This window comes from Bacillus sp. FJAT-25509, from assembly GCF_001420605.1.
In the GTDB taxonomy this organism is placed as follows: Bacteria; Bacillota; Bacilli; order Bacillales; family Bacillaceae_G; genus Gottfriedia.
The window spans coordinates 96,897-120,072 of the sequence record NZ_LJIZ01000026.1 but is presented as its reverse complement, the minus strand read 5'-3'; the positions used below and the strand labels follow the sequence as shown (position 1 = coordinate 120,072).

Annotated in this window: 16 protein-coding genes; 1 reads left to right on the top strand and 15 read right to left on the bottom strand. The window is 34.1% G+C overall.

The window, feature by feature from the left end; genetic code table 11:
- Window positions 1–157: 157 nt before the first annotated feature.
- Window positions 158–1,057, bottom strand: coding sequence for a DMT family transporter (locus tag AN960_RS16730; RefSeq protein ID WP_056473736.1), 900 nt, complete (start codon window positions 1,055–1,057; stop codon window positions 158–160).
- 424 nt (window positions 1,058–1,481) lie between these two features.
- Window positions 1,482–2,126, bottom strand: coding sequence for a formylglycine-generating enzyme family protein (locus AN960_RS16725; protein WP_172795435.1), 645 nt, complete (start codon window positions 2,124–2,126; stop codon window positions 1,482–1,484).
- A gap of 649 nt (window positions 2,127–2,775) precedes the next feature.
- On the opposite strand from AN960_RS16725, the gene AN960_RS16720 reads away from it, so the two are divergent.
- Entirely contained in the window at window positions 2,776–3,189 is a 414-nt protein-coding gene (locus AN960_RS16720; protein ID WP_056473732.1) for a hypothetical protein, read from the top strand.
- 320 nt (window positions 3,190–3,509) lie between these two features.
- On the opposite strand, the gene AN960_RS16715 is transcribed toward AN960_RS16720, so the two are convergent.
- The 13 genes from AN960_RS16715 to AN960_RS16670 all read right to left on the bottom strand — a co-directional run bounded on the left by AN960_RS16715 (window position 3,510) and on the right by AN960_RS16670 (window position 22,624).
- On the bottom strand, window positions 3,510–3,887 hold the full coding sequence (locus AN960_RS16715) for a hypothetical protein (RefSeq protein WP_056473730.1): 378 nt from the start codon (window positions 3,885–3,887) through the stop codon (window positions 3,510–3,512).
- Between the two features lie 27 nt (window positions 3,888–3,914).
- Window positions 3,915–4,058: a hypothetical protein gene (locus tag AN960_RS24555; RefSeq protein WP_156339708.1), complete on the bottom strand. Its 144-nt coding sequence runs from the start codon at window positions 4,056–4,058 to the stop codon at window positions 3,915–3,917.
- A 3-nt stretch (window positions 4,059–4,061) separates the two neighbouring features.
- Window positions 4,062–4,718 carry a hypothetical protein gene (locus AN960_RS16710; protein ID WP_156339707.1) on the bottom strand — a complete coding sequence of 219 codons (657 nt, stop codon included), beginning with the start codon at window positions 4,716–4,718 and terminating at the stop codon, window positions 4,062–4,064.
- A gap of 192 nt (window positions 4,719–4,910) precedes the next feature.
- On the bottom strand, window positions 4,911–6,062 hold the full coding sequence (locus AN960_RS16705) for an SLC13 family permease (RefSeq protein WP_056473728.1): 1,152 nt from the start codon (window positions 6,060–6,062) through the stop codon (window positions 4,911–4,913).
- Between the two features lie 695 nt (window positions 6,063–6,757).
- Entirely contained in the window at window positions 6,758–9,136 is a 2,379-nt protein-coding gene (locus AN960_RS16700; RefSeq protein ID WP_056473724.1) for a YhgE/Pip domain-containing protein, read from the bottom strand.
- Between the two features lie 79 nt (window positions 9,137–9,215).
- The gene (locus AN960_RS16695; protein ID WP_056473722.1) at window positions 9,216–9,788 is read right to left on the bottom strand and encodes a TetR/AcrR family transcriptional regulator; all 573 of its coding nucleotides are present in this window, start codon (window positions 9,786–9,788) and stop codon (window positions 9,216–9,218) included.
- Window positions 9,789–9,966: 178 nt separating this feature from the next.
- Entirely contained in the window at window positions 9,967–10,839 is an 873-nt protein-coding gene (locus AN960_RS16690) for a LysR family transcriptional regulator (protein ID WP_056473720.1), read from the bottom strand.
- Window positions 10,840–10,954: 115 nt separating this feature from the next.
- Window positions 10,955–11,659: a cysteate racemase gene (gene cuyB, locus AN960_RS16685; RefSeq protein ID WP_056473719.1), complete on the bottom strand. Its 705-nt coding sequence runs from the start codon at window positions 11,657–11,659 to the stop codon at window positions 10,955–10,957.
- A gap of 243 nt (window positions 11,660–11,902) precedes the next feature.
- Window positions 11,903–12,031, bottom strand: a complete 129-nt coding sequence (locus tag AN960_RS25140) for a hypothetical protein (protein ID WP_286131746.1) — start codon at window positions 12,029–12,031, stop codon at window positions 11,903–11,905.
- 122 nt (window positions 12,032–12,153) lie between these two features.
- Window positions 12,154–13,200: an FUSC family protein gene (locus AN960_RS16680; protein ID WP_056473716.1), complete on the bottom strand. Its 1,047-nt coding sequence runs from the start codon at window positions 13,198–13,200 to the stop codon at window positions 12,154–12,156.
- Between the two features lie 366 nt (window positions 13,201–13,566).
- Window positions 13,567–13,737: a hypothetical protein gene (locus AN960_RS24550; protein WP_156339706.1), complete on the bottom strand. Its 171-nt coding sequence runs from the start codon at window positions 13,735–13,737 to the stop codon at window positions 13,567–13,569.
- Window positions 13,738–14,118: 381 nt separating this feature from the next.
- Window positions 14,119–15,579 carry a spore germination protein gene (locus AN960_RS16675; protein WP_056473714.1) on the bottom strand — a complete coding sequence of 487 codons (1,461 nt, stop codon included), beginning with the start codon at window positions 15,577–15,579 and terminating at the stop codon, window positions 14,119–14,121.
- A gap of 316 nt (window positions 15,580–15,895) precedes the next feature.
- Window positions 15,896–22,624 carry an immunoglobulin-like domain-containing protein gene (locus AN960_RS16670; protein ID WP_056473712.1) on the bottom strand — a complete coding sequence of 2,243 codons (6,729 nt, stop codon included), beginning with the start codon at window positions 22,622–22,624 and terminating at the stop codon, window positions 15,896–15,898.
- Between the last annotated feature and the right edge of the window lie 552 nt (window positions 22,625–23,176).

Here is a 23,176-nt window from a genome sequence, read left to right as displayed (position 1 = left end):
AAAAAATAGGTGATATTGGTAAAAAAGAAAAAAGTAACTGTACTTTATTATATAAAAATTATTATGTATCGTATTAGTTATTCGCCTAACTTGTTGGAAGTCTTTTCCACAGTTATATAACTAAAGCAATACATTAGTTACACAAGAAAAGCCTTAGTTAACCCTGTATAGGCAATTTCATATTCTGATTTCTCGTTCCAAAACCTAATGCAATCGCGGCGCCAATACAGCAAAAAAAGCAACCAGCAATCAAATACACTGATGGATCAGACTCACCGATTAAAACAGAGGCCACTCCACCAATTGCGGGGAAAAGGGCGACCATATAGCCACTTTGAGCTCCTCCAATTTTTTCTACTAGCTTCAGATAGAATAACCATGCAGCAAAAGAAGCAACCAACGTTAAATATAACAACGCAGATAAGTACGTAAAAGATGTTGGAAAAATAAATTCTTTCCCTTGAAACAATATTATTGCTCCCATCAATATACTGCCCACTGTAAATCCAATTGCATTTGCATAAATGGGATCAACCTTGCGATTTGCATTTCTTGCCGAGCATGCGTCACCAACTGCTGTTAGGAGAGTACCTAGGAAAGCGAAAATAATTCCTTTTATGTCATGGAACCCTTGAAAATTTTCCATTGTCGGATAAATTAGAATACACACTCCCACTACACCAAGAATACCTCCAATTAGAACTCTCGAATGTAATTTTTCTTTTAAAAAAATCCGGAGAGCAATCGGCGTTAAAATCACTTTTAAAGAAAATACCAATGTTACGATTGCTGCAGAACTCAAAATTGTAGCGTAATAAAGACACAGATAGCTTAATGCAAAGTTACATATACCAAATGCCATTACAAACGGGAGATCTTTAGTTGTTGGTCTCCCCTTTGGTCGAATGAACAAAACAAGAACTAAAAATAAAAAGGCTGTCATAACTAGTCGAAAAGTTAAGGATAATTCTAAGCTTACTGGAGTTCCTTGAATTTTTACAGCAATAAAATTAAGTCCCCATACAATCAAGCAAAAAATATACATAAATTTTATCATTAATATTACCTCTTCCTAATGTTCCTCCAGTAATTGTAACAAATCAAACTAAAGTAGTTCAAAAGATTCTCAAATCATTTCTTTCAATAATTTGCTTTTTAGTTCAATTAAAAAGCGACCTTCTATTGAAGTATCGCATTGCTTTAGTTGAACAAGAACTCACATTTCCGTTAATTTATTTGCCTTCGTGCCAAGCTTTTAAGACATAATACAAAAAAATCTACTATTATAGAGTTGTCATTCACAGACTTAGAAAATCTAATTTTTAAATTCTAGGTTGGTAGTCTTAATTTAAGTCTGTCTAAAAAATTAAAAATCCCTAAATTAAAACCTTTTTGGTTTGGTGGTTTGACAGTTTCGTTCATATCAGTTGCATAAGAACGTTTAAGCATTGACTAATAACTGTCCCCATCCTTTCAGGAAATTAAAAAGACCGTGCAAGACGGAATCCAAGGTCGTCTATGCAAAATGACGGATGGCTACGACGACGACATGAAGCGCCACAACCTCTTGCTACCTCTGCCCAGCTACCACCTCGAAAAATTCGATATGACCCATAGACCTGTTCATCATATAAATCCCAACACCACTCCCAAACATTTCCTAACATATCATACAGACCCCATGCATTCGCTTCCTTTCTTCCTACTTCATGTATTTTATCTCCAGAATTTTCATTATACCAGGCAATTTTATCAAGTTCACCGTATCTATAACCCGTCGTCCCTGCTTTACACGCATATTGCCACTCTGCTTCTGTAGGAAGTCTATAGCCATCTGATTCCCAATCACAAAATATGTTTTCACCATCATTACTTATTGAATAACACTCTTTCAGTCCTGCTTTCTGTGAAAGTAGATTACAAAAAGAAATTGCATCATTCCAAGAAACATTCACAACTGGTTTTAGATCTCTGACAAAAGTATTAAGTGATGTATTTGTAATAGTATTGTATATACCCATAGTTACAGGATACTGGGCAAGAAGAAATGGTCTTATTTCAGTTTTCCATTTACTTTTTATTCTATCGTCTCTTAATTCTATATTTCCCCCTGGAATTTTTACCATTTGATAGTCAATGTAACTCTTAATTTCATTTGACACTCTGTCTTCCTCCTATGATCATGATTTAATAAAAATCACCTCGTTAAGAACTATAATATCAATTCAAAAATTACGTTGGTTTTTTGTAGATAAAAATCCGTTAGTAAAATAAAAAAGTCTACAAATCAGCATATTCGTTATACAACAAACGCATACGATAGTTGTATAAATTAAGATATATCTAGAAGTAAAAATCCTAGACTTAAAAAACTCAATTTAATACTGTATAACCAAGTAAATGAACACCAAAAACCGGGGAATAACTGTCATCACAGATAAGATTTATAAAACTGGGGAAACGATTAATTTCTAAATCCGATCAATATGAACTAGTTTATAAACCAACATTTTCAAAGAAGGTTAAAGAAATAAAATTTAGTGTAGATCCGAATTAACCGTTCTATTCTAATTAAACAGTCATGTCAAAAGGTAGTTATGTAAAAATACTGTATCTGATTTATAAAAAATTCGCATTCTATTACTTCTATGTAAATTTCTTTATACTAGAAGACACACAGATTAATATTATATATAAAATATTAAGTATTCAGCATAAGCCACTTTTTATTTATTTGTTTTGATATTATAAAAAATAAAATAAGGAGGGTTTTTGATGGAGAATTCACAAAAAGTTTTAAAAAACGATGCATTATGGGCGGTATTCTTAACTCCGCATTTTTTATTTGCTATTTTTATTATTGCTTACTTTATGATCTGGTGTTTCAATCCGCAGGATAACATAGTAATTGCAGTTGCAATTAGTTCCTTTTTTTATTTTTTTGTAGATTTCTTTATTTCCTTACAAGAATCAAATGATAAACAGAATCCAGATCTTGTAAAATTTAAATGGCTTGCATTTGGTGCTACTTTTCTATGCTTAGGCATAATGCCATTAATTGTACCAATATCGAAAGTTGAATATGGATTAGCTGAATTTATTTCTTTTATAACATTTACTGGTGCAGCTGTTTTACATGCGCTAAAACAAGCAATTCCTACTTTTAGAGAATTAAAAAAGTTTCAATAAAATGATGGTTATACTCCATATAGAGCTGTGTCTACAAACTTAAAAGATGGTTATTCACCATCTTTTTTCTTTTTTAGTAGGCTCTGTTAAATTAAAATTTGATTTGCATGCGTTAGCCATCCATGAATCCTCAGATTCACAACAGTGAATGGAAGTTTATATCGTATTCCCATGGTAGTTGAACAAGAACTTCAACTCGATTGAGCTTTTTTTATTAAAACGATATATTCAAATATCACAATTCATTTAGTAAATTAACTATAGTCATAATTGTTCTATAAGGTGGCTTACTCACTCTTGCTTTAGTCTAAGAAGCAAGTTCAAAAATGCGCTTTTGTGTTTGGTTTTGGAGCCTTGTCTAGCAACCATGGGTTTTGCATTAAGTAATTATTCACCACATACTGCATATCTTGCTTATCTACGACACGATCAAAATTGATGTCGGCATCACAATTGTTTGCTTTCCAATTGGCCTGAATGAAAAGCGCATCTTGAATATCAATTACAATATCTTTGTTCACATCTCCTGCAGGTGCATAGTCATAGTAGAGTGCTTTCGAGTATGGTTTAATTACACCATCTTCTTTCAATCCAATCGTAAAGGTTTTCTTTACAGTGAAATGCCCCGGCATATCTACTTCCAGTGTAAATGGTTTATCTGTTAGTGGCAGATTAGATGATAACGAAAAAGGAAACATCCACCTATTGCTTTCAAGTGTGTTTGGTTATTCTTTCCCTGTTTCATCTGTCACTTTGACTTTTGCGCCCGCCTCTACATATTTTATAGTTGATGGTTCATCAAGACTTGGAAGGAGCGTAAATGCTTCTGCATAAACCCACGGTTTCATGAACGAGTAATTTCGATTCACAAGTTATGGCACACCGATACCAAATGTGGAGTTGGACGTATCATCTGTATTTGTGTATGATACATTTAATTCGTCAAAAGATAGATATCCTTCAGGGGCATCATCTTTCATTTTGAATGTGATATCTACCATTGGAACTTTTCCGGATACACCTGTTTGTGTTGCCTTGTCAGTTAATGTCGCAGTAATCTTCCTTTCCATGACCACTCCAGTTCCGTCTGGATCCATACTTACTGTCTGAATATTCAATTTCCCCTCCAATGTTGGGTGTGGTTTGATACTTACCAGTTGCGCACCTTGGGATATAGTTGTATCAAAAAAGGAATACACTGCTTGCTTCATGTTTGTCATGTTGTTCATGGCAAGGGTAATCGTCACCGTATCACCAGCTTTTACTCTCTGTTTATCGGCAATAGCAGTTCCATAAGGCGTGCCTTGTTTCACGAAATTTACAACTTTATAACTAGAATAGTTCTGTACTGTTGACATGTTTTCTGCATACATGTTGACCTGGAATGGTTGCATAGCTGTGTTCACTTTGAATTGTGTTGTAAAGTTACCGTTTTCGTCTAATGGAACGGATACTTTCCCGCCTCTACCAGGCAACGTATAGACAAATTTATTATTGGCTTGAGACACATTCATACTGCCAGCTTTCATTTTTTCTATATCTGGATCGTAAACAGAACCTGTAAGTGTTATCGTTGGTTGATCTGGGTTATATTCATATACACCAGAGTCTACGTTAAGATTGAGATTTGGCTGTGTAACGCTATTATAAACCGGTGCATCTGAGTTAAAGGTTCTTTTATATTGATAAGATCCAAAGCTATTTAAACCTATTACTTTGTATTAAAAGAAATTTTGATATTTCATTGTAAAATAATAAACAAGAGTTAAAAGAGCTAAAATCGAAAAGTTATAAAAGCTAAATCTTATAAGGTACATTTTACTTTTTAGTGGCTCTCTCTTAATAAAAAGTTTAAATGAAATTACACTTGCGAGAGAAGCAACAATCGTACCAAGTCCACCTAAATTTACACCTACTAATAAAGGCTGCCAATTCACGGAGAATTTTGATAAAAAGATCGCAGCTGGTACATTACTTATCAGTTGGCTTAAAAATATGGAACTGAAGAAGATTGATGTGGGACTTTTGAGATTTTCGCTGGCAAATGTGTGTACTACCTTTAATTCGGATATGTTTCCTATAAATATAAAAAAACAGATAAAAGTAATAAGCAATAAATAATCAATTTTTTTCAATAATTTGATATCAAGTATACACGCGGTTCCAAATGCAATGATAAACGCAAGTTTGTAGTTTAAAACCCCTAGTATGGATGCAGATATGATTCCAAATAGTACTCCCCATACTGTTGCCTTTTTTTTATTTTTTATAAGAATATATGGAAGTTCCATTTCCAATGTTTTACTTTTCAATCTTTGATTAAAAAAGAATAACAGAACAATTCCCAGAACCACTAATAGAAGAATTGTTGTAAAAAATTGTATAGGCCTTATTTCGTAGTAAGTAAATATGAAAAGATTTTGTGGATTTCCCATTGGAGTTAGGCTGCTTCCAATGTTAGCAGCAATTGTCTCTAGTATAATAGTATCTAACATAGAAGCTTGTATTATCTTACTAATTATAAGTGTTAATGGTACAAATGTTATTAATGCCACATCATTTGTTACAAGCATGGAACTAAAAAGGCATAATAAAATTAGGATTGCTGAAACACTTTTACTATTATGACATTTACTCAGTATAGCAATGGCGAACTTATCCAATAGTTTAAGATCTTCCAGAGCCTTAACTACGAGCATAAGATTAAATAAACTGATTAATACTTTAAAATTTATATAATCCAGTTTAGGTGGATGGAATAAACAGCTAACGATTGCTAACAAGAGTGATATGGTAAATACAATGTCTTTTTTTAAAATTCCAAATTTCAATTTCGATTTTTTTTCGTTTTCCACATAAATATATTCTTTCATCAATCCCCCTCCAGTATTTTCTATTCTACTACACACCCCTGTTTCTTGCATTTGAAACCTCGATACACTTAAAAAATGCCATAATTTCCATTAATTTCTTTCGGAACAAAACTGCCATTTAGTTACATAAGAAATTTTACGAATTTTAATAAAATAAAGTCTTTCTGCCCCAATTCTGCCCCATATAACTGTTTCCCTATAAATCAAGTACTGTTATAAAACAAAAAACCTCTTGATATACAAGAGGTTTAGGTATGATCCCAACTGGACTTGAACCAGCGACCCCTACCCTGTCAATTACAGAGTACGAGTATAATTCATTATTTATGAATATTTTAGGTCAATAGAGTCCAGTAAATCAAGCGGTCGATGAAATTTATTCATCATAAATCTATTAATTCTATAGTTTCCAATATGTCTGTGCAATTTATGTGCAATCGAAAAGTTTTGTTCACGAGGTAGGGTGATTGGTGTAATAGGAAACTGATTGTTTAATTTATATATACGATAAACAAATTATAATTCATTCAGGATTCACGATTTTATTCCAAGATATATTGACTTAAAGAATTATTTACCACTTGAAGAAAAAACGTTTCTTATCCAGCAATCGTAAACATGCTTGCCATAGAACAATGTTTACCTCAACTACGTAAAAAACGACACATAGCAAATGCTACATGTCGTTTGATTAATTATGCTTCTACAGTATGTTGATCCATTCCACTTCCGTATTGCTTTTTGAAAGCTACAGCAAAGTATGCTAAAGATAATACACTAAATAAGACAATAAAGCCTAATAAGATTATTACATTATGCCACATTAAGCTATAGTCTCCAGTGGAAATAACTACCTTAAATGCTTGAACAGTATATGTCATTGGTAAAATCGCATTAAAGTGTTGTAAGAATTTCGGAACTAGTTCTAATGGGAATGTACCAGCACTTGTTGTTAGCTGTAAAATTAACGCAATAATAGCAAGAAATCTTCCTGGTTCTCCAAAAACAGTTACTAAAAATTGAATTAACGCTAAAAACGCAAAACTCGAAACAAGACTAATTAATAAATAGTAAGGTAAAGATTTAACTTCTAGACCTAATATACATATTAATGCAACACTTGCTATAACTGATTGGATGATTCCTACCACCATTAAAACACCTGTTTTTCCAGTAAACCAAGCAAAAGCATTTTTAGGACGTGATGCAGCAGCTCTCATTGGGTAAACAACCGACATCAATAGACCACCCACATATAATCCCATTGAAAGGAAGTATGGTGTGAAACCTGTTCCATAGTTAGGAACATTATTTATACTTTCTTTTTTCAATTTAACTGGATTTGAATACATATCTAATTGTTTATTATTTACACCAACATCTTTTGTTTGCTCTTTCGCATCACCTAATTTTGTTGATAACTCATGTGATCCATCCTTAATTTTACCTAATCCGCTGTTTAGTTGATTAGATCCATCTGCCAGTTGATTCACACCATTTTCTAACGCTGGTGTATTATCACTTATTTGACCTATTCCACCTGCAATTTGACTCATACCATCTACTAATTTTGGTGAATTACTACTTAATTTATTTGCTCCATCATTTAGTTGATTAATACCGGACAGTAATACTGGTGAGCTTTCCGACAGTTTATTTGTTCCATTTGCTAAAGCTTGAGTTCCTGTAGCAAGCTGTTTTCCACCGTTATTTGCTTCTCCGAGTTTTTCTCCAAATTGAGTTAAGCCATTTGTCAATTTTGTTTGACCAGCAGCTAATTTACCTACACCTGCTTCAAGTTCATTACTTTTTTCATTTAAAGTAGTTGCTCCTGCTGCTACTTGCTTACCACCTTGGCCTAGTTGCCCTGCTGCAGATGATAAATCACCTACGCCATTTGCAACTTGCTTACTACCTGAAACTAACGCTTCGATTTTTGCATTATAAGCATCTTGTTGTTCCTTAGGTAATGAAGATAATAATGGTGCTACTTCTTTCTGTAATTGAGATAGCCCATCTGCTACTTGGCTAGCTCCTATTTTCGCTTCATTCGCCTTATTTTGCCATGTAGTTAAATTGGCTGATAATGAATTTGCACCATCTGCTAATTGCTGAGTACCGGCTTTTAGTTGAGGAAGATTTCCGTTTAATAAATTTAACCCGCCTAACACTTGTTTTGAGCCGTCAAGTAGTTGACCGTTTGCTGAATATAATTGATCTAGACCATTTGATAGAGAATTCATACCAGTATTTAGCTTAGACGCTCCAGCGTTTAAATCACTTACACCTTTTGAAAGAGGCCCTACACCAGTATGAAGTTGGTTAATTCCTTGAGATAATTGTCCTACACCATTTGTGTATGCTACTAAACCATTTTTCTCTTTTTGAGAACCATCATTTAATTTACTAACACCTTCTTTTAATTCAACTGATTTACCTTCTAATAGTTTAAGTCCATTTGCAAGTTTCTCTGAACCATCCTTAGCAGTTCCAACACCTTTATCTAATTTTGATGACCCATCACTAGCTTGAGCAATGCCACCAGTTAATTCGCCAATACTATCGTAAATCGTTTCTACATAATTTCGAGTTATTGTATTAGAAATTTTTTCTTTTACTTTTTCAGATGCAGAATTTCCAATTTGTGCTGATAGAAAATTGAATCCTTCATTTGGAATATATTCCATTGTTAAATGTTTTGGATTTTTTTCAGAAACAGAAGCAGCGTTTTTTGAAAAGTTTTCAGGAATACGAACTGCCATATAATATTCTTGATTTTTCAAACCTTTCATAGCCTTTTCATTGCTAACAAACTTCCATTTGAAATTGTGATCTTTTTTAAGGTTCTTAACAAAATCTTTTCCTATGTTTAAAGACTTTCCGTCAACTGTTGTTCCCTCATCTAAATTTACAACTGCTACTGGTAATTTCTTTAAACTTCCGTACGGATTCCAAAATGCCCATAAAAACATTCCACTATATAATAATGGCACTAACAATACTGCAATCACTGGAATTAAAAGCTTTTTGTTTCGTACAATATGACTTAATTCTTTTCCAAATTGTGAAAACACGTCTCTCTCTCTCCTTCTTAAATTGAACAATTGACCATATTGTTCAAACGGTCAATTTTATTTATTTAAAAATGGATTATCATTTTGACAATCCATTTAAAATATAGAAATTAAATAGTTCTGTAATACGTTGCTTATCTAGAGGCTCGTGATCTCTGCTCCATTCAATCGTTAGTGTTGTATACAACTTATATAAGACTACAGCAGTGATTTCTGCATCACATTGAACGATTTCATTTCGATTATTCGCTTCTTCAATCTTACGCTTAAGATATTGAATAACCACATCGTTAATTCTCTTAATTGCGTCATGGACCTCAATTGTTCCAATTTCGCGTTGTTCTTGAAGAAGTTTAATCGTTAAATCATGTTCTTTTTGAAATTCCGTTATTGTTTCGATTCCTTTATGAATTTGGGTAATAAAAGAATCAGAATCACAAATGGCATTTTCCGCTACACTTTTCATATCTAAAATTAGATTATTAATAATTTCATCAAATAATTCCTCTTTATTTTTGAAAAAAGTGTAGATCGTACCTTTTCCAACATTTGCTTGCTTTGCAATTTGACTCATTGTTGTAGCTTTATAACCAAATGTTCCAAAAGATCTTGTCGCTGCCTCTAAGATACCTTTCTTTTTACTTGTACTCAACGTATTACGCTCCTTTTGACTAATTGACCGAAAATGTATTTCGGTCAAATTGATGTTCTTAATTTAACATACCTTTTTCATCTTTTCAACTTTGATTTAAAAAAATTTACTTTTTTTTGTAATCTTTGTTGTTATTTAAGAGGACAGCAAATTAATTGAATCATTGTATCAAATCTGTTTATTTTTGTTCAAACATTTTTTTTTGTAAAAAATCAATAAAAACAGATTTAGATTTACCTTTTAAATAAATAAAATCAATACTAATATTTATTTTCACAGGTGGTGTCATTTCTACTCGAAATAACTCCCCATTTTCTAGTTCTTGTTTGACACAATGTTCAGGTAAGAAGCTAATGCCCATTCCCTGTATTACTAATTTTTTTGCTGTTTCCATATTATCAACTTCAATGGAAATATTAGGGTTTAAATCATTACTTGAAAATAGCCGATGAATCATAAGCCAATCCATTGAACCATAATCAAAAAAGATAAGAGGATGTTTACTTACATGTTCAATTGTTACTTTTTCTTTTAAAAAAGCATGATTTCTAGGAACAAAAAGACTAATAGGATCATTATAAAGACGAATTGATTCTACTTGAGGATGTGTTTCAGTTCGGACAATACCAAAGTCAACTTCTTTATTAATGACCTTGTGTAGAATATCTTTAGAATGTCCCGTCATAATCTTTATTTTGACATCCTTAAATTCAGATTTAAAAGCAGGTAAAATTTTAGGGAGAACATTATTTGAAATTGACAAAGCACTCCCAATCACTAGTTCATAAGGAATAGTTACTTGATGTAATCCATACTTTGCTTCTTGAAAAGATTGGAGAATTTTTTGTGCGTGTGGAAAAAAATATTCTCCTTTTTCAGTTAAAGAAATCTTATTCCCATTTCGATGAAAAAGCTTTATATCAATTTCACGTTCAAGGGATTGAATACGTGCTGTTACAGACGGTTGAGATAAATAAAGAGCCTCTGCTGCTTTATTGAAACTCCCCAGTTGACAAACATAGATGAAGGCTTCAATATTTTCAATATTCATATCAATTGCTCCTTATTTTAGTTCACCAGTATTTTTATTACCTATATTTCAACATTTACATTGTACATATAAAAGATAAGAGAGTATTAGTATTCACATATTCTCTTTTCTTCCATTACACAAATTGTATTTCTTTATTTGTTCCAGTAGCTGTTTTAACCACCATTTTAGCTAAAATTTCCGTTGGATCAATGACACAAATATCATTGGATGATTTAAGTACAAGGGGAACCTCTGTACAACCTGCTATAATAGCCTCTGCCCCGCCCTTTGTCAATTGATTAGCGACTGTTGAAAAGCATGAAAATCCTGTTACTAAATCACCGCCTTTAATTGCATATATTCCTTTCATCACTTCTTTTTGCATTTCAACATCTGGTTCAATAACCTCAATATCATAGTTTTGGCAGCTGTGTTGATACAATTCTGTTTTAATAGTTCCATCCGTTGCTAATAAGCCCACCTTTTTAAATTTGTTTTCATGTAAAAACTTGGCTGTTTCTGCAGGCATATGCAAAATAGGAACATTAACAGATTGTTCAACTGGTCCAAAGAAAAAATGTGCTGTATTACACGCAATAACTAGAAAATCCGCTCCAGCGTTATGTAGTCGTTTTGCTGATTGTATAATATATGGGGTTGGATCTATTCCCTTACCCAATATAGCCGTTGTTCGATCAGGTATTTGAGAATAGTTGTCAGCGATGATATGGATATGGTCTTGATCCTTTTTTGCTCGCGTATAAAAAATAATTTTATTCATTAAATCAACTGTCGCCATTGGACCCATTCCACCAATAATTCCAACTACTTTCTGCATTTCTTTCACCACTTTTAAATGTTTTCTTTATTATAGTTTTTCTTTTATGTGATGAATTATAGAAATAATCTATACAGTTATAGAATCTATGTATCTTGAAATGGTTAGCGTATTAACTAAAGCAGTTAATAGTTAATTTAATGAAGCGAAAGAAAAGTAAGTACATAAAAAATTAGTAATATTAAATCAAATAACAAAAAAATCCTGCAACCAAAGGAATAGGCTTGAGCATATTTAATTTATCTAATTAATAACTTTGAAAACTCGTTGTACTAAACCAACATCTCTAGCAAAAACTCGTAAAATATTTAGAGATAAGCTTTGAATATCTTGAGCAAATAGTTGTAATTTATCAGTTACAGAAATAGCCATACAAAAACGCCCTCTTTTCTTATGATTCTACAGAAAGAATGGCGTATTTTTCCATTTTAGGGGGGGGTTCAACTGGAAAAGATACCCGAAACCTTAAGGCATCTTTCACTAGATAACCACCTTTACACTCTTTTCGCCATCGCTCTACTGAATATCAAGTTCACTGCAATCACGAGGACTGCACCGATAAGGGTTGCAAATATACGGTCGAACAGAATGATAAACTGGAACGGCTTGCCGGCTTCCATGATCAAAATAATGAGCGGAATCATGGTTGCAGAGTATACAAGATAATTTCGAACCTTTAGAAGAGGTCGAACACCTGCGAATAGCCCGATACTTATAACTAACCCCCAAATCGGTAGCCTAGTTGCGAGAAGCAAGCTCGCAACTATCACGCCGATTACTGTACCAAGCACTCGTTGTGTTGTTTTGATTGGTAAGAGTTCTATTTTCCGCTGAGTAAGGATCACTACGGTAATTGCAATCCAATAGAAGTGGTGCTCGGGCCAAAGTATTCGCAATCCCTCAGCTATACCTAGACATAATGCGAGCCTGATTGGGAATTGCCAACCGGATAGGTGTGCAATAGAATTCCGCCATAGAAAGATTTTTCTCGATGTTGGCTCTTTCACAGCTACATCAAGCGATGATTTAAAACAACGGTGTACCCATATGCCTAGCACCAAGCTGACACTGACGGTCCAAATCGCCCCAGCTAGGATTGAAAAAATTAGTTCCATACGGTACTCCGTCTGGTCGACCATGTTGAGGATGATGATAAGGAATACGACAAAGCGTGTTGTTGTCACCGCGAAGGCACGACTATATCCGCCAATTAACGCAGCAAGGCTTACCTGCAGAATCAAGACTCCAAATGTCAGATAGCCATGTCCGGAAGAGAGAATAGCAGCAATCGCAGCGAGCACTACTGATATCAGCGCTGATGCCAATTTTTTCCCGTGATTTATAAAACTCGAACCGACTTTCACGCTACTGACTGCCAAACTGCCGATCGTTGCAGCAAAACCAAGGGCGGGATAGCCTAAAACTGTGGCGAATACAACAGGTCCGGCCATACCTAAGCCGGCGGAAATGAGTTCTACTATTTCTACCTTGTCCTCCTTAGACCAAGAAAACACTAGCGCCCTATATGTCTTTACATTCATCTATTGCACCTCTTTCGACCCAAAGAGTAGGGTACAGTTTAATATGGCTCTTTCTTTCATCCATGAACAAGTGGTGATATCTATGTCCATCAGGCTAATATTTTAAAGTTTCCCCAAAATGAAAATTTTATCTTTCCAGAGTTATTTATAATAATTCAGCTCATTTTTTCGATATGGGGAATTGCAATTTCTTAAGTTGATGTCAATGCGTTGCGTCAGTGTCCATATTCAAATAACGTATGCGTTAGCCAACATGAATCCTCAGATTCACCACAGTGAATGGAAGTTTATATCGTACTTCCATAGTAGTTGAAAAAGGTTTTATCATTTTTACATACATATAGATATTTTTATGAAACTATTTTATTACTTAAAAGTTGCCCCACTCACTTTACGAACAAATATCTCTTGTTTTAATACAATTGTCTTACCCCATAAGCCATCCATCGGTAATTTCACTTTCCCTTTATAAACACCTTTTGAGACTTCCTTAAATTTTCCATCTGCAGTGCAGTTTGGAATTATCTTTTCAAACACTACTAGTTATCAGAAATAAAATAAAAAGCCCAAACCTCTGATTCACTTAGGTTTGAGCCTTCTCATTCGTATGATCCCAACTGGACTTGAACCAGCGACCCCTACCCTGTCAATTACAGAGTACGATTATTATTCAGGATTTATGAATATTTTAGGTCAATTAAATCCAGTAAATCAAGCGGTCGATGAAATTTTATGCACAGCATGTCTGTTATTTCTATTACTTCTATTTTGTCTGTGCATTTTATGTGCAGTGTTTAAATGAATAAGTGAGGTAGGGTGCACTTATAAAAGAATTAATATAAAGTTTTTTACACATATACTAATAACTAAGAAAATTAATTCGATTTGAAAATATAATTCAATAGATTTACTTATTTTTTATTTCCCCTTATCATCATGCGGATATTTATGTGGGCTATTTATTAATTTACGTAAATCTCCTCTATAAAAAACATCTTTGAATTCTTTAAAATTAAATGGAATTAGTGGTGCTAAGTATGGAACACCTACTGAACGTAAACGAGACATATGTATGATCATTATTAACAATCCAATACCCAAACCTGTGAAACCGAAAAAATTCCCTATAAAAAGAAAAATATAGCGTATAGGTTGAAGGGAACTCGGTAATGTACCAACTGTAAGCATAGTGCTTGTAAGGTAAGCGATTCCCGCTACGATGAGACTAAGAGGGTGAACTAGCTTTGCATCTATGGCTGTTGTACCGATTGAAATTGTAGAGATTAATGAAACAAGTAGCATCATTTCCCTTGAGATTTTATATGAACCAATTCCTAATATTTGTAACAAAAAGATAAGTAAGAATACTTCAGCCCACAAAGGTAAAAGGGTAGCTGTTTCTACAAAAAACTTTTTATGTAGTTCTTTCGATACCAAATGGTCATGAAATTTTGCAAATGCAAGATAAAATCCAGGTAACAAGATTGTTATAAGGAAACATATTATTGTTATAATGCGAACGCTTAACTTTAATTGTTTAACATAATAGTCACTTGGTTGCTGTAAGTATTGAACGAATAAATTAGGCACAATTGTTGCAGATGGGGTACCGTTCACCATAATTGCAATTCTTCCTTCATACAATGCGGCAGAAACAGCATCCGGCAACTCAGTATTAAAAGACAGCGGAAAAAATGTTTTCTGTTTTCCTTCAATTGCTATTTCAATTACTCTTGACTCAAGTACATAATCAACTTGTAAAGAGTCAATTCTATTATGAACTTCTTGCAAAGCAATTTGATCAACTCGATCAGTTAAATAAACAATTGCTATATCTGTTTTTGCAACTCTTCCTATTTTCTTCTTTTCTACCATAAATGTAGGTGACTGAATCATATTACGAAGTAAATTTAAGTTCACTTTCATTTGTTCTGAGAATGCAATCAATGGTCCTTGAATATTACGTTGTCTTGTACTCTGTTCAACTGAACGTTGTTGCCATTGTGCTGTATCAACAAGTATGCCACTTTCAAATCCATCAATTAATACAAGCGTTTTGCCACTAATAATCCCTTCAATAGAAGATGATATTGATGTTATTACCTCAACATTTTCTGAACGAATATAATAAAATGCTAACGTATTCATAAATGTATCTTTATCATTGATTCGAATACTATGTAAAGGATCAATTATACTTTCGCGTATTAGCTCAGTATTAACAATTCCATCTATATACAATAATGCACCTATGTTGTCTCCATTTGCGTTTAATTGAAATTGTCTTACAAAAAGTTCGGGTGATTCGTGTAATCCTCTTTGTATCAATTTTATATTTTTATTCAGGCCCTTACTTAGATTTTTCACTTCGCTATTCATATATCACCTCGAAGCATTTTTATACCAATCTTTTTTAGTATCTAATAATCAACAATTAATATTCAATTTCACTAATTACTTTTTTGACTTTATCATATTCTTAAATATTTAATTCACAACTTAAAATTTCATATTGCTAATAAAATAAAAAGATGTCTCTAATGATACAATTCATTTGAGACATCTTTTTTATTCATTATATAAAATTACTTTACTAATTTTTTATTATTCTTTTTACTCAATTAAATTTTTAACCGGCCTTTTATTGTCGCTGCTCTACCATTAATTTCTACACCATTTTTCACGAACTTTGAAATTAGTACTGTTTATTTAGCTTATGATCTATAACTGTTGTTTTAGATGCAGTACTCTGATTTCCTTCACTATCTATGGCATAAACTGATAGAACCGTACCTTCTTTTTGTTTACTTAATTTAATGCGATACGCTCCTTTAGAATCCGCTTTTCCAGTTGCTATAATCTCATCATTTTTCTTAATAATGATCGTTGCATTTGCTTCTGCTTTACCAGTTAGATCATTATCATTGTTATCAATCGTATCGATTATTGGCGCATTTGGAGCTGTACGATCTAATACGGTGGTTGATAATGTTTTTTGGTATCCTGTCATACCTTGTACTTGTAATGTTAAAACCGTACCTGCTTTTTGAGGACTGATTTGAATTACATATTTACCTTCCGAATCTACTTTACCTGTTGCGATAATACTATCTTTATTTTTCACTGTAATATTTGCATCTTGTTGAGCTGTACCAGAAATTGTAGTGTCATTGTCATCAATCGTATTGACTGTAGTTTCTACATAATTTCGTTTTAAAACAGTCAGTGCAAATTCTTTCGTCGTCCTTGCATTTCCTTTTGTTATTGTTGCTGTTAATGTGATTGAACGATTTCCATCCTCAAAATATGGGCGAATTACTGTTCCATCTTCTTTTATAACAGAATCATCTCTAGAAGACCAAGTAATAGTTGTATCATTAGTACCTTGTGTTGGTAAATTCAAGTTAGATGTAACAGCATTTTGATCTGTATTATTATTTTTAATCAAATTCCAAACAACCGATGATTTTGCTGCCAAAACAGCTGGTTCGTCAGAAGAATCTTTGCTTCTTACAAAGAAATAAAACATTTTCCCAAGTCTTGCATCACCTAGTTTTATATAAGCGTATACTGGAACGTATTGATTTTGAGCAGGTCTTTTCACTTTTCCATCATTTGCAATGACGTCTGGCATGTCCGATTCCCATCGAATTTCGACACCGTCATTTCCAAAAGTTGTAGGGAAGTTTAAATCCTTTGTCACGTCCAAATCACTTGTGTTTTCTCCAAGTAATTTGTCAGTTGTTAACCCTTGATACACTCGTAGTACTTTTGTTCGTTCTGCGTGTTGTGTATCTCTTAGGACTGTTAGATGAAATGTTTTGTATAATGTACTGCTGTTTCGTGTGATTTTTGCAACAAGTTCCACATGTGCATCATCTTCGTCAAATAACGGCAGGTACACGCGACCTTGATTTGTAATATGCTTTTGATCATCAGAAGTCCAAGTAATTACTGAACCATTTGATCCTCTAGTTGGTAATGATAAAGCTTGAGATACATCACCTTGGTCAGTATTTCCATCACGAATAACATCCCAAGTAATAGTTGAAGAATCTTCAGCAACAGCCATTGAATCATTTTGAGTTTTCGCTTTTACTGTTAGGTTAAACGTCTTAACAGCAGTAGCACCGCCTACAGTTGCAGTAGCTGTTAATGTAATATTCGTATCTTTATCTGCTCGATATACCTTCCCATCGTTTGTGATGATGTTTGGATCACTGCTTTCCCAACTAATTTCTGCTTGATTATTTTTATCATAGAAAGGTAGCACTAAATTAGTCGTTACATTCGTTTGCTCTGTGTTACCACCTTTTATCTTGTCCCAATTCAACTGTTCCGCTGCTTTTGTTGCTAGAGGTTGATCTGTGCCCTCTGCTGCTCCTAATCGATAAACTACCACATTAAATACTAATGGATGGTTCCCTGCAAATGGGTGACTAGGGTTCTCACCGATTGTACTTCCACCATCTATTTCAAAATAGTTTGCTCCTGGTTTTAACTCACCTGTTGGCATACTGAATGGTTTTACGCCTGGATCATTGTTATATCCTTCTGGGATATTTCCTCCAGTTTCTTCGTTAAATGCATCGTCATATGGACCACTTCTCCATTCTAACGTTGGATCAAATAAGTTTTTATAGAATTTATCTTCTCCCGCTACTGCTCGATTCCAATCAACCCATTCAGCGTAGAAATTCATTCCATCCGCAGTTATCGACCCTTTTACATCATATGTTGAATCATAAGTAAAAAATGTTGCAGTACCCGTTGAATCAATAATCGCGTTATCAAATTTCACTTTTGGTATATACGGATTTTTGATGACAGGTACTTGGATCGTTGTCTCGTGACCTAAATAATCAATCATCGTTACCGGGAACGTACTTTCACCTTTTGGTATACTACCCGGATCATTATATCCAACAGGACTATTAAAGGTATATACATCTCCTAATGGCAAGTCCCACTCTGGAATAGCATTAGGATAATACGATGTTGCCGCTTTTCTTTGTTGATTTCCAACTAATAAAATTGGTGCTAAATCTGGATCCGCTGACCATGTTTTATTGTTACCATAAGGTGTTACAAGATAACCTTGAACCCCTGGATCGAAATTTTCTACATGGTAAGTCTTATTGTAATGAAGTTTTATTTCTGTATTTCTACTAGCATCTTTAAATGGAACAACATTAATTGGAAGTTCAATGTTTGTACCATCATTTTTAATGATTACTTTATCTGCTGTAACACTTACATTAAATGTAGTAGTACTTGCATTTCCCATATAATCGGTAGTTGTAAGGACGATAGAGTGATCTCCATTTTCTAACACAACTGGATATCGGAAAGTTTGAGCAGATCGATCAAGAGTTGTCACGCTTCCCATTGATTTTAGAGAACCACCATCAACAGCAACTTCTACTTTATATCCCCTTGAATTTGCTATTTCATCTTTCACTGTCGTATTTAACATGAGAGAAACAGGATCTCCGCTCTTTTCTACGAATGCTTTCATTTTATTCGCATTCACTGAAATCGTTGGTGCCACTGTATCTACATATGTCTCGATACCAATAGTTGGAATTTCTGCATCATTCCAATGTTCACCATCAGCTAAACATACATACTTCACAACATACTCTCCTGCAGGTAAATCTTTTGGAACGGTATATTGTCCTTTAATCGAATACTCACTGTATTCTCCATATGTTGGTTTTTCCGTCATCACTTGATCTAGATCAAGATCGATAGGACCTCCAACAATTGTATTATTATCGTAATAATCTTTTAAAAGGACCGCTTGAATTTTTTTCACAGCACCTGTACGTCCAACAGCTTTAAAATTCAAACTAAAATTGTCGCCAGGCTTTACGTTAGCAGTCCAATACATACTTGGAACGCTGTCGCCTAAAGTAGCTGAATATGAATCGATCCAAACATGATTACTTGTTTTATTAACAATTACGGTATGAGTTTCACCATAATTTCCGACTTTATCGATTGGCGCAATAGTGATGATGTTTAGTCCTTCATTTAATCCTGGTACATTTAACTCATATGTGCCATCTGCATTTTGTTTAACATCTGATTTATAAGTAGTAAAGGGCTCGCTTCCATTAACGGCTAGATATACACTTCCGTCAACTCCACCAGCATCTCCATCATCCATCGTCCATCGCACAGTATAACTATCTTTATTCGTCACTTCTGGATGTGTTTTTTCATCATAGTCAGCTGATCTTAATAAATTTAATTTCGGTGCTGTAGTATCCTTATACATAGGAATATAAACTGTCGGTTGTGGTTTTGCATTTGGTGCATCTGCTGTTGCTGTAACTGCAAAGTAATATTGTCCATCAGGAACAGGTAGTCCTTGATTATACGCATACCAAACCCAGTTTTGTGAAACCTGAGAAGGTAAGCCACCTGAATATGGATCGTTTTTGACATTCCATTCTTCATCTGCCAAATGAGTCACAAGATTATGTCCTTTATCAACAACATCTATTTTTATGTTTCGTGCGCTTCGGAGTAGGGCAAGCGCTGGTACTGGGAAGAATTCAGGACCAAAAGCATAAAACTTGTCACCTAAAGCAATCTGAGCAGGTGTTGTTGGTTTACCGAATAACTGTTCATATCCAAAATAGAAAGGACCTGTTTGAACTGCTAATTGTGTACCAAATCCTGACTGTGTCCATACATCCGTGGTATTTGGTGTATCGATGACTTTTGGCTCATCCCATTTCCCATAAAAACCATTATATGGCACGTTTAGTGTCGGGTTATTTGAATCTGTCGGTGTTAAATAAATATAGCCCTCAACAAATGTATTTTTTACTGTAGCATCTGTTAAAGATAAAGTAACAGTTACTCGCTTAGTTGAATTTGCTGGAATTGTAATTTCGTTTAAATCAAATGATAAGTTTGCATCATCTAAATATCGACTACGAATGTTATCTGAATTTGTCTTAAGCTTGTCTTTTAAAACATCCGTCATCACAGTTCCATTTAATTTGTAAGTTACAGCTTTATCTGAAAGATTTGAAGCAGTTAGAGTAAATGTTGTATCTTTGCCTATTTCTTTCAAACTAATACTACCAGTACCAGTTGAGCCGGTAACAACCACGGGAGTTTTTACAGCAAGGTCTGGGCGAATCATCCCTGTACCCTGTCTTCTAGGTTGATATTCAGTCATATAGTCACTACGGTCAATTGAATTATTACCATTTACATAATCTCTTTTTGCTGGAATCGATGTATTCATAATTAAATTCTTCGATAACCCCGCAAAAGCTCTTGTTCCCGGTTTAAATCCTTTATCAATTAAAGCTTGCATTACATCTGCAACCGCACCTGCTACATATGGAGCTGCCATAGAAGTTCCATCTTCGCTCTCATACGCATTGTGTTTATTCGGATCAGCGGTTCTAACTGATGAAACAATCGCATGACCAGGAGCCATTACTTCTGGTTTTAATAATAAATCACTAGTTGTCCCCCAAGATGTGAAATCCGTTGGTTGCCCTGGGTTTGATTCAGCGAATGCTGAGCTTACTTTCTCATCAGTAATTTTAAACTTGATTGACTTCTGAGTCGTTGCATCTAGTGGTCCAAAAACTGGGCCCCCTCCACAAGTGCTAAGTGGACCAATAACTGGGCCATCATCGCCACCACATGAAAGTATATCGTCTAATGCCTTACCATCATCATAACTAATAAATGAAAATGGAATTGTTTCGAATCCTTGAGGATCTGGTGCTGGTTGAGAAGAACTTCCGTTATAAACAATTACTCCAGCAGCACCTTTTTGTTCCGCATTTGCTACCTTTTCTGCAAAACTTATTGTTCCACGCTTAATTAAAACGACTTTACCCGTCACATCTAATCCATCGTAATCTGATGGTACGCCAATACGTTCATTTCCACTACTGTCTTTTCCTAGCGAAACTAAAGTATACTCTTTGTTTTTGTCTGATGGCCAATTCCAGTCATCGAGACCTTCGCCAGAAATATCATTATCAACTTCGTCTGTATGAAATTTATACGTATGTTTGGAAACAATATTATTTGCAGCTGCAACTGTAAATGAATCTGGATAAACACCTGGATTCCCAATTTTATTTAAATCAGGAGTTTGTCCAATTTTTATTGTTTCACCCATACCACCAGATCGATCTGCATATGCATTAGACGCATTTCCGGCTGCCACTACGACAACATGTCCCTCGTCTGTTGCATTTCGAATCGCAATTCCTAATGGATCGTTAGGGTCTCTTGTATCGAAAGAAGAAGATGAACCTAAACTCATGTTAATTACATCTGCTCCTAATGCAGAAGCATGGTCGATACCTTTAATAATATCTTCTGTTAATGCACCAGCTTGATGGTCAGAGAACACTTTTTCGGCAATAATTTGTGCTTCTGGTGCTACCCCTTGTATAACTGGGCCAGATCCAGCAGCAATTCCTGCTACATGTACACCATGTGAGCTTGTTGCATTATTTGGATCTTCCACTCGTGGGATAATATCATCGTTTTGATCAGCCCAATTGTACCCGTCTACTACTTTTAGTGAAGTTGTGCCATCTAGCCGTTTAAATTTCCCTTTTTTAATTCTTGCTTTACTCATATCTTTCGGATCTGGGAATGCTTCATGCGTATAGTCAACTCCAGTATCAACTACTGCAATGACCATCCCTTCTCCTTTATAACCAATCGGTTTTCCTAAAGAAGAACCATTCCAAAGGTTTTTAATTCCTGTCAAATCATGCTGTTGATTTACAGCTGGCGTAAATGTTTGTTGTAATGTAACAGCTTGTACATCTGGTAATGATTTAATGTAATCTATATCTTCAAATTTAATATTATCGATACTAAATCCTTTAAATATATTTTCAAATTCATGCTTAAATTCTAGTTTATTACTACTCTTCGTTTTACTATTTGATAATTCACTCATGATTTGGTTTTTTGTCGTTTTAATATCTTCCTGAACACTAATTGCAGCATTGGTCACAGACATTTTATTGACTCCAACATGATCAGCCGCTGTCAACTCCGAAACCGTTTGACCTTTAAGCTGAACAATGACAGAAACCTTCTCATCTGGCTTATGAACTTCAATATTCGACATTTTCGCCATATCTGCTAGTTTCTTTTTCTTATCCCTTTTAACTGCAGCCTCAATGCTTTTTTTACCCTTCTCATTCAAGGCATCTAGATCTTTTTGAGACAAATTAGGTGAATTCAAGTTTCCTTTACCATTCGTTACAAATATTCCTGATTTTGGTTCGGATTCTTTTACTGTGAATGGATTTTTATGACTATTTTCCTCAGCAAATACAAAATTCATGTTTGACATGACAAGGCCGAAGACCGCCATATACGACATTTTTTTCAACAATCTTTTTCTATACTTCATATTTCCTCCCCCATTGACTGAACAATCTACTAGTGAAGTTCACTTGCTCAATCGAAACCCAAGTTATAAATCTAATTATTAAGAATTTTATTAATAATAAAACTTATTGTGTTTATTGTACTTAGGCTTATATTTGCTGTAAATTGGGGTTAATTTTACTTTACTGAAATAGATTATTAAAGTTAAGACCAACAAAGCTTCAGTTCCACTCGCAAATTTTGTAGTAAAATGTAGAAATTCTAAATAAAATGTAGAATTTCGAAGTGGATAGAATATAAATAAAAAAAATTCTATTTTAAACTTGGGGGAATTCGCTAAATAAGATCGTTAAAAGTTATACTGTCAATTTAAGATCGTGAGAAATTATTTTAGAATAGATTATGATTTATATATTTTTCATTCATAACTTACTAGAAAAACAAAATAGCAGGTAAAAAGCTTAAACTTTTAAGTATAAGAGTTTGAGCTTTTTCAGACGTGTTATTAATCAACGTAGATAATTACTGATTTCAACGAAAGTCCTTTGAAATTCACACCATATTTGACTCAAAA

Bases quoted from the DNA above. Each gene is read 5' to 3' on its own strand.
- AN960_RS16730 (WP_056473736.1), bottom strand. From the start codon at position 1,057: ATGATAAAATTTATGTATATTTTTTGCTTGATTGTATGGGGACTTAAT.
- AN960_RS16725 (WP_172795435.1), bottom strand. From the start codon at position 2,126: ATGGTAAAAATTCCAGGGGGAAATATAGAATTAAGAGACGATAGAATA.
- AN960_RS16720 (WP_056473732.1), top strand. From the start codon at position 2,776: ATGGAGAATTCACAAAAAGTTTTAAAAAACGATGCATTATGGGCGGTA.
- AN960_RS16715 (WP_056473730.1), bottom strand. From the start codon at position 3,887: ATGTTTCCTTTTTCGTTATCATCTAATCTGCCACTAACAGATAAACCA.
- AN960_RS16710 (WP_156339707.1), bottom strand. From the start codon at position 4,718: ATGAAAGCTGGCAGTATGAATGTGTCTCAAGCCAATAATAAATTTGTC.
- AN960_RS16705 (WP_056473728.1), bottom strand. From the start codon at position 6,062: ATGAAAGAATATATTTATGTGGAAAACGAAAAAAAATCGAAATTGAAA.
- AN960_RS16690 (WP_056473720.1), bottom strand. From the start codon at position 10,839: ATGAATATTGAAAATATTGAAGCCTTCATCTATGTTTGTCAACTGGGG.
- cuyB (WP_056473719.1), bottom strand. From the start codon at position 11,659: ATGCAGAAAGTAGTTGGAATTATTGGTGGAATGGGTCCAATGGCGACA.
- AN960_RS25140 (WP_286131746.1), bottom strand. From the start codon at position 12,031: ATGGCTATTTCTGTAACTGATAAATTACAACTATTTGCTCAAGATATT.
- AN960_RS16680 (WP_056473716.1), bottom strand. From the start codon at position 13,200: ATGAATGTAAAGACATATAGGGCGCTAGTGTTTTCTTGGTCTAAGGAG.
- AN960_RS16675 (WP_056473714.1), bottom strand. From the start codon at position 15,579: ATGAATAGCGAAGTGAAAAATCTAAGTAAGGGCCTGAATAAAAATATA.
- AN960_RS16670 (WP_056473712.1), bottom strand. From the start codon at position 22,624: ATGAAGTATAGAAAAAGATTGTTGAAAAAAATGTCGTATATGGCGGTC.